This window comes from Streptomyces sp. NPDC041135 (assembly GCF_055592085.1).
The window spans coordinates 1-13,762 of record NZ_JBVIYZ010000053.1; the positions used below are offsets into that span (position 1 = coordinate 1).

Consider the following 13,762-nt stretch of genomic DNA (forward strand, 5'->3'; position numbering starts at 1 on the left):
CGCTACGAGAAACGGGCCTACACCTACCTCGGCACCGTCACCGTCGCAGCACTCATCATCTGGCTCCGCACATGATCCGAGAAACAGCGCCTAGGACGTCGCGGTCGATGTACGGGTCGGCGGGGGCGAGGACCCTGCGCCGGAGTTCGGCCGGCTCGAGCGCCTCCACCTCCCACTACACCGGGCGGCGGGGGTCGAAGCCGTAGTGGCAGGGGAACCATTTGGGCATCTCCGCTACGAACGCGTCCGCGCCCGTCCATGCGGGCGGGACGTGGACCTCGCGGACGGTGTCGACGTCACTCAACTGCTGCCCCTACCCGACAAGACCCCGGCGGTGGCCGGCGTCGTCGGCCACCCCAGACATCGGCCCGACACCCCTGCTCGCGAACCGCGGCTACGACCACGACAAGTACCACCGCCTAGTAGGGCCTGGTCAGGTTCACTCGCCGGTGGCGTGTCCGTTTGATCGCTTGTTCCGTTGACCTGTTGTGATGGGTGGGGAGCTGGCCGCGGGCCGGTGCGATCTGGAGGACTCCGCGGCGGAGGTGTTCGAGCCGTTCGCGCGGGCGTGATCAACGCCGGTGGGGAACGGTTTATCTGCGGGGGCCTGCTGCTGGACGGGCGGCGCAAGTCGGTGGAACCGATGGCCGCCCGCCTGGGCGAAGACGGCAACCGGCAGGCCCTGGTGAACTTCATCAACACCAGCCCGTGGGACGCGGCGCATGTCCGCGCCCGCCTCGCCTGGCGGATGCAGCATGTGATCAAACCGACCGCGCTGATCGTGGATGACACAGGCTTCCTCAAGGACGGGGACGCCTCGGCGTGTCTGGCCCGGCAGTACACCGGCACCGCGGGCAAGGTCACCAACGGTGAGGCGGCGGTTCTCCTCCGTGGCACGGACGGGCGCCTGGCAGCCCGCCGCGGTCCAGGGCATCGAGCCGCACCCCAACCAAGATGTGGTCCTGCTACGCCTCGGAGCCGGGTACGTACGTCTCTCCGTGCGTGCTGAGCCGCCGCCAGGAGTACGTTCCCATTCGTACATGCTCTGGGGCCACCCGAAAACGGTTCTGTACGAGACCGTGGTCGATGGCATCGCTCTGCAGCGTCCCCACCTGATCTGTTCGGAAAGTCATGTCCGCCGACGCATCAGCGACTCCGCATCTGAGATCTATGGATCCCGCATCTTCGAGCTGAGCACACCCATTGGACCCGGCTGCTCCGGAGCTCCGCTCATCGCTCGCACCCCCGGTCGGCCGGGATACTCCGTCTGGAGCGGCGTGGCCGTATATGTCGGGAAACGGTACTCGCACCCCGGTGACTCTTTCGTCGGCTACGGGGTACGGATCGCCGACATCGACCAGGACGCCGAGAGCACCTGACCCGTTAGCCCTCCAGCACAGCAAAGCGGTGGGGAACGCACCCAACCGCAGGCACTGTACGGGCGCCGTCGGTCAGGTACTCAGAGCCGAACCCAGCGGGCGGGCGCGGCGCTCCATTGGCGAGCGACAAGGAATACGCATCCTGGCTTCCTACGCCTCCGACCTGAATCCCGTCGGAGGGCTCTGGGCCCTGGAGCCACGTCAAGCGCGGCCTGGCCAACCTCGCATCGGTTGCCCTCGACCGGCTGGAGGCATGCGTTCGCAAGATCTGTTGCAGGGGCTTGCCACCCCTCAGATAAACCGTAACCGCATGATCACGCTATCTCTCCAGAGAAGTTGCACCCATATGAGTAGCAGTTACTCATCCCTGCTGACGGCTGCAGGAGTCGAGTGAGTGAGACGGCTAGTGAGTGCGGAGGCACAGCTTCATGTCAGTTCTTGCACTGATCGCAAAATCAATGCAATATTTTCGGCAGTGCCAAAATTCGGATGGATCCCTGTCGATAAGTGCCAGTCTTGCCCCGTTTCGGACGTGGGAAATGGTAAATGCTCTCAAGGCTATCCACCTATGGAGAAAAAGAGCAGGATCCTTCGAAGGCCTACTAACCGAGCAGCTATTGAAATTTCTTAGAAGATGCGAAGATCTCAATGGAATGATCAGCCCAGGGCAGCCGAGCGGCAGTGAAAGTATATACTGTACGGAGACCAGTGCCGAATATATAAACGCTCTCGCCGCGGGTGGCAATATTGTTGACGCCCAAAAAAAGGCTCTCTTCCTGCGCAGACAGCAATTGCCGACAGGTGAATGGGAATTGGTCCATTCGATGGTCCCAAGGGCCTTTCGGATTACGCCCTCCGTTACTGCCTTTGCTCTGGATGCGCTCATGAGTGCAGAAGTAGAACCGATGCATGTCGGTGAAGCTCTGGAAGCACTCGTCCGGATGCAAACCAAAAATGGCGACTTTGGACTGAATAGATACTATTATAATACACCATTTTACTTCATTCGACCTGTCGTTAAAGTTTTGTCGATATATGGGTATCACAGCGCAGTGCACGCCGCCATAGGTTTCACGCTTAGAAATCAGCAAAATGATGGAGGTTGGCCTAGCTGCGAGGGTGGCGAATGGAATTCGTCATCGCGTGAACTGCATACTGGATATGCTCTAGAAATATTGGCGCATGCTGGGTTTAGGATTGATGCGGAACCTGTCCGGCGTGCCGTTAGGTGGCTTGCCGAGCGCCAACGGAAAGACGGTTCCTGGGCTGGCGGCCAGTACCCATACCCAAGCATAGGTAAAGCTCCGGATATGCAGGTTCCCCAAGATATTTATGCAACTGCTCAGGTACTTTGCGCCTTCCGAGCTGCAGATTTATGAGGGCGCAAAGAGTAATTGCTCGAACCACATCTACGATGCCGACTGAATCGACCGTCAATTGTAACTTCAGACATAGCAGTCCTCTGCGCGTACATAGCGAGGGTGTTCCACCTGTATTTGGCGGATTCGCTCCGCCTGGCTAAACGGTTACAGGAGCATTACGGTGTGACAAGCCAAACATAGCAGGCCGGTGAAGAGGTGGCACTTGTAGCGACGCAAATTGGCAACGTGCGCCGCATATTGCCGATCAAGCCCTTTGGTCCGAAACCGCAGATTTCGCAGCGAATCGCACTTAAACTGACCTAGCAGTCTGGAGGCTGGAAATGGCAATCTCTCGAATGGGCGGGGAGGGTCTGGAGATAGCTATCGTAGGGATTGGTTGCCGTTTCCCTGGTGATGCTAATGGGCCTCAGGCCCTATGGCAGTTGTTGGAGTCTGGGTTTGACGGGGTCAGTGGGACTCCTTCGAATCGGTGGGATGTGGATCGGTATTACTCGCCAAAGACGCCTCAGCGTGGGAGAATGAATGCACGTCGAGGTGGTTTCATCAAGGATGTGGATGCCTTCGATGCCGTATTCTTCGGTATTCCGCGCCGAGTGGCCGATCAGATGGATCCACAGCAGCGACTGCTGCTGGAGGTGTGCTGGGAGGCCTTGGAAGACGCGGGTGCTGCTGCTGGAAACTTGGCTGGTAGCCGCACTGGTGTCTTCATAGGGGCAAGCAGTGTGGATTACGCGGAGTTGCAGACCGCACCGGGGGAAATAGACAGTCTGGGGGCGCATGCAGCAACCGGGATGTACATGAGTATCCTGTCAAATCGCTTGTCCCATGTGTTGGACTTGCGCGGCCCGAGCATGACGGTGGACACCGCCTGCTCGTCTTCTCTCGTAGCTACGCATTTGGCCTGTCAGAGTTTGAGACAGGGCGAGAGTGACCTTGCCTTGGTAGGGGGTGTCAATCTTATGCTGATTCCACAGAGCGGGGTGGCCCTCAGCCAAGCGTCGATGCTATCTCCGGACGGCCAGTCACGTGCTTTCGACGCAGCGGCCAATGGCTACGTCCGCGGAGAAGGCGCCGGGGTCGTGGTGCTGAAGCCGCTTCAGTATGCGCTTGCCGACGATGACAGGATCTATGCGGTGATCCGTGGCACGGCGGTCAACCAGGACGGCCGGACGCAGGGCATCACTGTACCCAATGGCGTCGCCCAGATGGCGAATTTCCGTGCGGCGCTAGCAGAGGCTGGCGTTATGCCGACCGAGGTGGGCTACGTCGAGGCCCATGGCACGGGTACGCCGATCGGCGATCCCATCGAGGCCAATGCACTGGGCGAGGTACTCATTGCGGGCCGGTCGGACGGAAAACCGGCGCTGATCGGGTCAATCAAGACGAATATCGGGCATTTGGAGGCGGCGGCGGGTGTGGCCGGCCTAATCAAGGCCGCGCTAGCCGTTCGGCATCGCCGGATTCCGCCCAACCTGCACTTCCAACATCCGAATCCAGAGATCGACTTCGCGCGGTGGCAGATGCGTGTCCCAACGCAGCTTATCGAGTGGCCTGCCGCGTACCCGCGTGCCGTGGCAAGTGTTAATTCCTTCGGTTTCGGGGGCGCCAACGCCAATGTAGTGCTGACGGAGGCTCCCGCTGCTCGTCCAGTTGCCGCCGATATCGGGGATTCACCAACCGTGCTTCCCCTCAGTGCGCGCAGCGAGGAGGCACTGCGTCGGCTGGCCAAGAAGTATGCCGACGTTTTGGAGGAGCGGTCTTTTGATCTGCGCCAGGTTAGTGGCAATCTTGCTATGCGCAGAGGCCGTCATGATGTTCGTCTTGCGGTGGCGGCGCGGGATCACGGGCAGGCTATCGAGTGCCTGCGGGCCTATGCTGATGACAATGCTACACCTGGTCTCTATGTACAAAATGGGCATCACAGCGTTGGCAAGCTAGCGTTCGTCTTCAATGGACAAGGCCCGCAGTGGTATGCGATGGGGCGCCAACTCCTCGAGACCAGTCCACTATTCCGGGCAAAGGTGGCCGAGTGCGATGCGCTTGCCCGGCCGCATCTTGGCTGGTCGATCTTAGAGGCGTTGGAGGCTTCGGACGAAACTTCTTCGGATGTGCACCGGACGCAGTACCTGCAGCCGATGATGTTTGCGCTGCAGGTAGCATTGGTTGAGCTGTGGAAGTCCTGGGGTGTAGTGCCTGATGGTGTCGTTGGGCACAGCATGGGAGAAATTGCCGCTGCCTGTGTCTGCGGCGGCATCGATCTCGAGACAGCAGTGAAGGTGATTTCGCTGCGGGCACGGATCCAGGAGGACGCTGACGGCAGCGGCGCAATGATGTTCGTGGCGGTGAGCAGTGAAGAGGCCCGGAAGTTGTGCGCACGCCATCCCGGACAGGTTTGGCTTTCTGCGGAGAACAGCCCGAAGGCGTCCACATTGTCTGGGCGCAGGCCCGTTCTGGAAGCGCTGGAGAAGGAACTGGCCGAAGCAGGTGTGTTCGCGCGCATCCTCAAAGTCAATTGCGCGTGTCACAGTCCGGACATGGACCCGTTGCGTGAGGAGCTGATTGCCGCGCTCGGCGGTCTGCACGGCCGGGAGCCAGCCGTGGCGATGTACTCGACCGTGTCGGGGGAGCGGGTGAGCGGCGACGGGCTGGGCACGGAATACTGGTGGAGCAATTTCCGTCAGCCGGTGCGCTTCGAGGCGGCTGTCACGGCAATGGTCCATGACGGGTTCGACGCCTTCGTTGAGATCGGCCCACATCCGGTGCTGGCCGGCGCCCTGCAGGAGACGGCGGACAAGTGCGCCGCTCCTGTGCTGGTCGTCCCGACCTTGACGCGGACCAAGGACGACTGGGAATCGTTCCTGGGTTCCTTCGCACAGCTCTACACGGCCGGTCGTGATCCTCGATGGGCGCTGCGTCATCCTGAACCGGTTGCGGCTCTCGATCTTCCGACGAATCCGTGGGTCCATGAGCGGTACTGGAGCGAGAGCGAAACCTCGTTGCGATACCGGGCCGGTGGGCAGGACCATCCCATGCTCAAGCGAATCGACGCAGCGCGGCCGACCTGGGAAATCAAGTGGGATGACCACCGGCTGGCCTGGGTGCAGCAGCACGATGTCTTCGGCTCGGTGATCATACCCGGAGCCGCCTATGTGGAGGCGACCCTTGCCGCGGCCACCGAGGTCACCGACGCGGTGTGCGCATTGGAGTTCGTCGAGTTCGAACGGGCCTGCGTGATACCCGCGGACGAGCCGATGGTGAGCCGTATCGAACTCGACGCGGAGCAGGGAAGCTTCGAGGTCCACTCCCGGGCTGTCAAGGACGCCGCGTGGGTACGCAACGCCCGGGGACGGTTCCACCGCGCGCAGCCCAGGCCCGATGCGGTGGACCTGGGAGCGATCCAGGCCCGGTGCCCGCGGGCTTACGGCCCTGCCGATGTCTACGGACCGATGAAGCAGAAGGGCTATGCCTACGGCCCCGCGTTCAGCGGTATCGGCCGGCTCTACCTGGGCGAGGGGGAATCACTGTCCCGGATCGACACGCCCCGCCTGCTAGCGGCCGGACTGGACGGGTACGCCATTCACCCGGCGATGCTGGACGCCTGCTTCCAAACAGCTCTCTTGCAACCGTCCGATCAGTTCTCGGCATCTCCCGTTATGCCGTTCACGTGCCTGCCGATAGGGGTCGACACCGCGCGCCTGAACGACACGGCAGGGCGCGTTCTTTGGTGCCACACCCGGCTTCGTGCCCTGGACGCCACCGGCCTGCTGGCCGACGCCAACGTATACAACGAAGAAGGCCGACTGATCGCCGAGTTCACCGGTCTTCGGGCCAAGGCCGTGCACCACGTCACCGATGACGGCCAGGACGATATCGAGCAAGCCCTCTATCGCTTTCAGTGGCAGCCGGACCCTGCTGCCGCGCATGGCGTCCCGTACTCCGCCCTGCGTACTCGCCCCAACGAGCTTGAGGATGGCCTGGAACAGGAGAGCGAACGCCTGTCCGTGCGGTTCGGCCGGAGCGCCTACGCCGATGACTACCAGGCAGGGCTGCGCAGGCTCACTATGGTCTACCTGGTCGACTGCCTGCGCACCCTCAAAGGCAGTCTGGAGGCTGGCGAAGTGTTCGGTGTCGACGACTTCCCCATGCTGCAGCCTCGCCACCGTAAGGCCTTCGCCACCTACCTCGGCTTCCTGGCCGAGGACCGCGTCCTGCTGAACGACAACGGCCGCTTCCAGGTCGCTGACATTCCCATTGATGACTGCGACAGCCGGCAGATGTGGCGGGACCTGTTGGAACGCCATCCGTCCTGCATATGGGAACTGCAGCTCCTGCGCCGTACCGCCGAGCACCTGGCCGCTGTCCTGACCGGTGAAATCGACCCGCTCGAGCTCCTGTTCCCCGGTGGAAGCATGGACGACGTCGAACCTATCTACCAGAGTTCACCCGCCTGCCGGCTGTACAACATGCTTGCCCGGCACGCGGTGGAGCACATGGCCCGCTTCGCCGATCCACGCCGCACCATACGCGTGCTCGAGATAGGCGCCGGCAGCGGCGGACTCACCGCGAACGTCCTGCCGGTCCTGCCCGCTGATCGATGCCGGTACCTGTTCACCGACATCTCCCCCGCGTTCTTTCAGCAGGCCCGCGACCGGTTCAAGGACTACCCCTTCGTCGAATACCAGACCTTCGACCTGGAGACGGACCCTCACACCCAGGGACTCGCTGACGACTCCTTTGACCTCATTCTCGCCTCGGACGTCGTACACGCCACGACCGACTTGAAGAACACCCTGCTCAATCTCCAGGACCTCCTCGCGCCCGGCGGCGTCCTTGCCATGATCGAGGCAACCCCGGGCAGCCGATGGCTTGACCTGACCTTCGGCCTCACCGAAGGCTGGTGGCACTTCCGCGACCTGAAACTCCGCAGCGCGGGCCCGCTCCTGACCCCCGCGCAGTGGAAGGAAGTCCTCCTCTCCGCCGGTTATGAGGACGCCATCACGGTGACCGACCCGCACCACGACGGTCCGGGCGCGCAGACACTCCTGCTCGCCACCTCCCCGGCTCGGCACACGGACGCCCCGCCCATGCGGGAGGACGCAGGCGAGGCGGAAGAAGCCGGCCACTGGGTGATTTTTGAGGACCGGTCCGGTCTCGGCACCGACCTGGTGCATCGGATCGAAGAACACAGCGGCCGAGCCCTGCTAGTCCCCTCTCAGGAACAAGCCGACTACGACCACCTCCTGGCATCTCCAGCTCTGCGAGGCGTTGTCCACCTGTGGGACGCCGAGAACCGTGACAACACCGGGCCGATGCCACTCGACAACCTGATCCAGCACATGTGCGCCCGCACTGCCAACATCGTGCAGGCCCTGCACCGCCACAACCCGCAGCGCTGGCCGAGGCTGTACCTGGTGACCCGCGGTGTGCACCCGGTTCGCAACGACGCACTCCGCCTCGCCGGCGCCCCCGCCTGGGGACTGGGACTCACCGTCGGCCTGGAATACCCGGAGATCCGGTGCACACTGATCGACTTGGAAACCGTCCGCTCCGACGACGAGGCCGACGCCCTCTGGGCGGAACTGCGGCGACGCGACGACGGCGAGCGCGAGGTGGCCCTGCGCGGAGGGGAGCGGCTCACCCGCCGCCTGCTGCCGCTTCCGCCTCAGGACGTCCAAGGCCCAGTCCACACTCGCGACCTCTCGGAACAGCAAGCCTTCGCCCTCACCCAGCAGACTCCGGGCGCCATGGACCAGCTGCACTACCGCGCCCAATTCCGCACCGCACCAGCCGCAGGCCAGGTGGAGATCGAAGTGGCCTCCACAGGACTGAACTTCCTCGACATCATGACCGCACTCGGCCAAGTCCCCCGAGCGGACTCCACTCACGGCCTGAGCTTCGGCGCCGAGTGCGCCGGCCGGGTAACCCGGGTCGGTCCCGGCGTCACACACATCGCCCCGGGGGACGCCGTACTGGCCGTCAGCGCCACCCAACGGGCCGCAACCTCGCACCTCACCCTCGATGCCACCACCGTCGTCGCGAAACCCGCCAACCTGGACTTCGACGCGGCTGCCACCATTCCCATCGCCTTCCTCACCGCGTCCTACACCCTCACCAAACTCGCCCGGCTGCGCCCGGGTGAGCGCATACTCATCCACTCCGCCGCCGGCGGCACAGGCCTGGCCGCCATACAGATCGCCCAACTGGCCGGAGCCGAAGTCTTCGCCACCGCCGGCACCCCCGCCAAACGCGCCCTGCTGCAAGCTATGGGCGCCGAACACGTGATGGACTCCCGCTCACTCACCTTCGCCGACGAGATCCGCACCGCCACCGAGGGCCACGGCGTCGACGTGGTCCTCAGCGCGGCGACCGGTGAGACGGCCACCCGCAGCATCGCGTGCCTCGCCCCCTACGGACGCTTCATCGACCTCGGCAAACGCGACCTTTTGAGCGACCGCAGGATGGGCCTGCGCCCCTTCCTCAACAACCTCGCCTACTTCGGCTTCGACCTACGCCAGTTGACGATCGACCGCCCACGGGAAGTTCAGGAGGAACTCAGCGCCCTGACCGATATGTTCACCGAAGAACAGCTGCGCCCCCTGCCCTACCGGGTCTACCACCCGGACCAGACCGTCGCCGCGTTCCGGCAGCTCGCCAACGCCCAGCACATCGGCAAGATCGTGCTCGCCATGGACGAGCCAAAGCTACAGCTCCAGTCGTCCGTCGGCGGCCAGGCCCAGATACGAGGTACCTGGCTGATCACGGGCGGACTCCGCGGCGCCGGCCTGGCCATGGCCACCGCCCTCGCCGATCACGGCGTGAAACACCTTGTCCTGATCGGACGGTCCGGGGTAAGGGACGAGCAGGCGCAGGAAGTCGTCGACCGCCTGCGAGGACAGGGCGTCGAGGTACTCACCGAGGCCGTCGACGTCACCTCCCGAACCGAACTGTCCCACTTGATGGCCAAAATCAAACGCGATCTGCCGCCACTGCGCGGGGTACTGCACTGCGCCATGGTCCTGGACGACGTCCTGCTCACTGGGCTGGACGACAAGCGGCTCGCGAACGTACTCGCGCCCAAGATCGAAGGCGCGCTCAACCTGCACGAACTGACCGCCTCCCTCCCACTGGATGCGTTCGTGCTCTTCTCCTCCGCCACCTCCGTCTTGGGCGGAGTCGGGCAGGCCAACTACGCGGCAGCCAACGCCTTCCTTGACCACTTCGCCCAAGCGCTGCACCGGCAGGGCCGTCCAGCCCTGGCAGTCAACTGGGGTGCAGTGTCCGACGTCGGCTATGTGGCCCGCCACGCCGACATCGAACGACAGGTCACCTCCTCCGGCCTGCGCAGTTTCACCTCCCGGCAGATGTTCCAAGCCCTGGACGCCCTGCGCCGAGGCTCACATCCCCAGGTGGCCGTCCTGCCGATGGACTGGCCGCTGTTCTTCCAGTCCCGCAACAGTGGCGACACCGTCCCTGCTCGCTACAGCCAGCTCTCCGCCCTGCCCGGCACCGCCGAGACGGAAGCCGGCACAGCCCGCCGCGAAGGCGGCCTGCTGCAGCAGCTGGAAACCTGTCCCGCCGATCAGCGCGCCGACCTGCTCACCACTCATCTCCGGGCACGGGTCGCCACCGTTCTCGGCATCCCCGCCGACGACCTCGACACGACGACGCCCCTGATCGACTACCTCGACTCCCTCCTGGCCGTCGAGATCAACGTATGGATCGAACGCGAGGTCGGTGTCAAGCTCACGCTCATGGAACTCATGCGCGGCCGCAGCACCGCCGAACTCGCGCAAGAACTCCTCAGCCAATTCACCAAGACAGACACCACCGACGCTGAAGGACAGCGCGCCTAATGGAAAAAGTCATCTTCAAGCTTCCGCGCAGCGAACTCACCCTCCACGGCATCCGCACCAATCCGGCATCCACCGCGACGCCCACGCTGTGCCTCCACGGCTGGCTCGACAACTGCACCAGCTTCGAACCGGTCATGAACCACTTGCACGACCTGAACCTGATCGCCATCGACCTCCCGGGACACGGGCACTCGGCCCCCATCCCCTCCCTCACCTGCAACTTCCTCGACTACGTCGCCTGCCTGGTCGAACTGGCCGACAGCCAGGAATGGAAAGCAGTCCAACTAGTCGGCCATTCCATGGGCGGCGCACTCGCCACACTCGTGGCCGGAACCGTCCCCAACACCGTCACCGCCCTTGCCCTGCTCGACCCCGTCTTCCCGTTCGCCGCCGAACCAGGCACCACCCACGACACACTGGTCCGCTACCTCAAGGCCTACCTCGACCCCGAAACCCGCCCCACCCGCTACCGGAACCGACGCGAAGCCGTCAGAGCCAGAATCGCACTGGAAAAACTCCTGGCCGACTCAGCGGAACAACTCACCGATCGCGACCTGATCGAAACGCCCGACTATGCCACCCTGCGCACCGACACCAGACTGGGCTACCCCTTTGTCCCTAACCTGGCAGAAGAACAGGCCATCGACTTCTTCGGCCACATCACCGCGCGAACCCTCGTCATCTCACCCCTACACCCGGTCTCCCACCAAGGCCTGCAACGCTCCCTCATCGGAAAACTCCCCCACACCACTCAGATCAGCATCGAGGGAGGGCACCACCTCCACATGGAAAACCCTGCCCCGACCGCCACCGAACTCAGGACATTCCTGGTCTCTCCACCCATCAGGCCCGCGTGATGCCGCCCCTCCCCCTATCCCGGCGACCTTCGCCAGCACTCCTGAACATCACCCGCGGCAAACTCACCGACATAGAAGTCGCCGTCCTCACCGCGGTCTTCCCAGCCCTGAACTCCAAAACCAGCCTACCTAAAGCGTCCTAACCGCCGCGCGCCGGCCGCCCTCGACACTTCCACTCGCAAGCAGGGCGCGCAAAACGAAATAAATAGATCCACAGACTGCGTAGCGACCGGCCTGAAGAGCAAGTACCAGATTCTCATGGATTCATTGGGGAGGGTCAGCGTCTTGGGAGTGGATAAGCGTCCCGAAACTTATAGGCAGCATCCACATGAGGGCAGTCATGAGCAAAAGCGAAAGTATCCAGTTTCCGTTCACCGAAAGCCGCACTATCGAAGGGCCCGGCGATAGATTTCAACGGTTGATTGAAAGAGCATATGACCCGATGCTGGTGACCTTGCCCAGTGGGCGCAGAGCATGGCTGGTCTGTCGCTATGAGGATGTCAAATCAGTTCTCCGGGATCCGCGCTTCAGTCGCGCTTTAGCCGTAGAAGCGGTATCAGAGATACACCCCAGCTTGCTCGTTAGAACTTCACTACTATCTCTCGACGCGCCGGAACATGGACGCATCAGACGAACCATTTCGACTCTTTTTACAAGCCGCGCTGCAGAATGTTTGCGTCCACACATCAAAGGAATAGTTCAGGCCCGAATGGCGGCACTCCCCGACGCGCCCTTCACATTTGATGCCATTTCGTCTTTCTGCCTTCCCCTCCCTATAGATACAATTTGCGAAGCACTTGGGATTCCATGTGCTGATCGACCGAGTTTTCAACATTGGGCCTCTCTTGCCATTAGTCAAAATATAGACAAGGAGTCAATATTTGCCGCACATGATCATCTTATTAGATATTTCTCCGATATGCTGAAATCTCATCCTGGGCAACCGGGACGAGTATGTGCAACTCTGACGGAGGCTATTCAGCGCGGCGAATTGAGCCATGAAGATGCAGTGTCACTGCTGGCACTCATACTAGTTGCCGGATATGAGACGACAGCCACTCAATTGGGTTTCTGTTTGTTGCACCTGGCGACGCACCCAGAGAGTTTCCGCGATTTGCGCGAAAATACGAGCATGATTCCTGAAACCGTCTCCGAATATCTTCGCAAAACTCCTTTTAACATCATAGGGGGCACCTTGGCTCGAGTTGCTCGCTGCCCTGTTCGCATCGGATCTATCTTAATTGCTGAAGGTGATACCGTAATTCCGTCAACCGATGCAGCAAATATTCATTCAGGCGGCATGACGCCAAAACCCTCCCATCTAGCGTTCGGTGCTGGCCCGCACCGCTGCCTGGGATCATGGCTTGCTCAAATGGAGATCGAGGAGGCATTGAGTGGCATTATTGAACGGTTCGACATAATTGGGCTAGCTGCGGACACCAGCGCCATCGAACTCAAAACCGGTTCCATACTCAGATCGATAAATTCTCTACCGCTATGGGGTAAAAAGTCCAGCCTAATTTCATGATCTGACAGGCCGCAAGATCATTCAAAAGTCCGCGGGTGCGGTCAGATGACAGGCCTGATCATCAAGGTGAGTGCCCGGATGGTGCTTGAACTTTCCGATGGAGGGGGCCCCTTCGTTTATGAAGGGCCCACAGAACGCCGCTGTGTACGCCTTGGGCTTCGAACCCTTCGGCGCTGCCGCCACCTGCTTCAGCAGCTCCAGCTGCTTGTCGTTCAGCGAGTACTTCACTGTCTCCTCCATCAGCGCGACACTCCACGGAGTCCAGGCCCCGCTGGCAGTAAGGAGCAGTGAGGCTCTCAGTGCGGGAGGATCGGTTGGTTTTCATCCGAGCGGGTGTGCTCGCCATAGCGCTTGAGACCGGTAGGACAGTACGGAGCCGGGGTAGCGGGCCAACGTCGAGTGGATGCTGCTGTGGATCGAGAACACCGCCAGCCATCTGACCGAGAGCGGCCGTAGGGGTGGGCTAGGTGTTGCGGGCCGCTTGGCGGCGCCTCCTGAGCGGTGACGCTGGGGCGTTCGGTAGGGTTGCGAGGTGCTGGCTGTCTGGTCGGTGCCCTCCTGGGGGGGATGACGAGACGAGGAACATGCCGGAGCAAGCGAGCCCGCCTGTGATAGCACCGAGCGGGCCTGTGGCCGCGCCGGTCGAGGCTGCGCGGATGGCGGCGGTGCGCCGTTACGACATTCTCGACACTCCGCCGGATGGCGCCTACGACAGAGTCGCGGCGCTGGCGGCACGGTTGTTCGAGGTGCCGGTGGCGACGGT

At 62.4% G+C, this 13,762-nt stretch carries 6 protein-coding genes and 3 pseudogenes; 7 read left to right on the forward strand and 2 right to left on the reverse strand.

Features of this window, described 5'->3' with window-relative positions:
* Nucleotides 1-175 precede the first annotated feature (175 nt).
* Nucleotides 176-304, reverse strand: coding sequence for a hypothetical protein (locus tag ACZ6CZ_RS36670; RefSeq protein ID WP_469030215.1), 129 nt, complete (start codon nucleotides 302-304; stop codon nucleotides 176-178).
* 187 nt (nucleotides 305-491) lie between these two features.
* On the opposite strand from ACZ6CZ_RS36670, the pseudogene ACZ6CZ_RS36675 reads away from it, so the two are divergent.
* The 7 genes and pseudogenes from ACZ6CZ_RS36675 to ACZ6CZ_RS36705 all read left to right on the forward strand — a co-directional run.
* Nucleotides 492-889: pseudogene (locus ACZ6CZ_RS36675) on the forward strand (transposase); the annotation flags it as partial.
* Nucleotides 786-1,181, forward strand: a pseudogene (locus ACZ6CZ_RS36680) (hypothetical protein); the annotation flags it as partial. The pseudogenes ACZ6CZ_RS36675 and ACZ6CZ_RS36680, both read left to right, overlap by 104 nt.
* 349 nt (nucleotides 1,182-1,530) lie before the next feature.
* Nucleotides 1,531-1,642: pseudogene (locus ACZ6CZ_RS36685) on the forward strand (transposase); the annotation flags it as partial.
* A gap of 165 nt (nucleotides 1,643-1,807) precedes the next feature.
* Nucleotides 1,808-2,758 (forward strand): prenyltransferase/squalene oxidase repeat-containing protein, encoded by a 951-nt coding sequence (locus ACZ6CZ_RS36690; protein ID WP_469030218.1) that lies wholly within the window; start codon nucleotides 1,808-1,810, stop codon nucleotides 2,756-2,758.
* A 338-nt stretch (nucleotides 2,759-3,096) separates the two neighbouring features.
* The gene (locus ACZ6CZ_RS36695) at nucleotides 3,097-10,614 is read left to right on the forward strand and encodes an SDR family NAD(P)-dependent oxidoreductase (protein ID WP_469030230.1); all 7,518 of its coding nucleotides are present in this window, start codon (nucleotides 3,097-3,099) and stop codon (nucleotides 10,612-10,614) included.
* Complete coding sequence (locus ACZ6CZ_RS36700; protein WP_469030221.1) at nucleotides 10,614-11,471, forward strand: alpha/beta fold hydrolase; 858 nt, start codon at nucleotides 10,614-10,616, stop codon at nucleotides 11,469-11,471. The genes ACZ6CZ_RS36695 and ACZ6CZ_RS36700 overlap by 1 nt, the downstream gene beginning before the upstream one ends.
* 340 nt (nucleotides 11,472-11,811) lie before the next feature.
* Complete coding sequence (locus ACZ6CZ_RS36705; protein WP_469030224.1) at nucleotides 11,812-12,999, forward strand: cytochrome P450; 1,188 nt, start codon at nucleotides 11,812-11,814, stop codon at nucleotides 12,997-12,999.
* Nucleotides 13,000-13,020: 21 nt separating this feature from the next.
* Here ACZ6CZ_RS36705 and ACZ6CZ_RS36710 read toward each other — a convergent pair whose 3' ends face one another.
* On the reverse strand, nucleotides 13,021-13,239 hold the full coding sequence (locus ACZ6CZ_RS36710) for a hypothetical protein (protein WP_469030227.1): 219 nt from the start codon (nucleotides 13,237-13,239) through the stop codon (nucleotides 13,021-13,023).
* Nucleotides 13,240-13,762 lie beyond the last annotated feature (523 nt).

Coding starts and splice junctions, on each gene's coding strand:
- ACZ6CZ_RS36705 (WP_469030224.1), top strand. CDS start 11,812: ATGAGCAAAAGCGAAAGTATCCAGTTTCCGTTCACCGAAAGCCGCACT.
- ACZ6CZ_RS36700 (WP_469030221.1), top strand. CDS start 10,614: ATGGAAAAAGTCATCTTCAAGCTTCCGCGCAGCGAACTCACCCTCCAC.
- ACZ6CZ_RS36710 (WP_469030227.1), bottom strand. CDS start 13,239: ATGGAGGAGACAGTGAAGTACTCGCTGAACGACAAGCAGCTGGAGCTG.
- ACZ6CZ_RS36690 (WP_469030218.1), top strand. CDS start 1,808: ATGTCAGTTCTTGCACTGATCGCAAAATCAATGCAATATTTTCGGCAG.
- ACZ6CZ_RS36695 (WP_469030230.1), top strand. CDS start 3,097: ATGGGCGGGGAGGGTCTGGAGATAGCTATCGTAGGGATTGGTTGCCGT.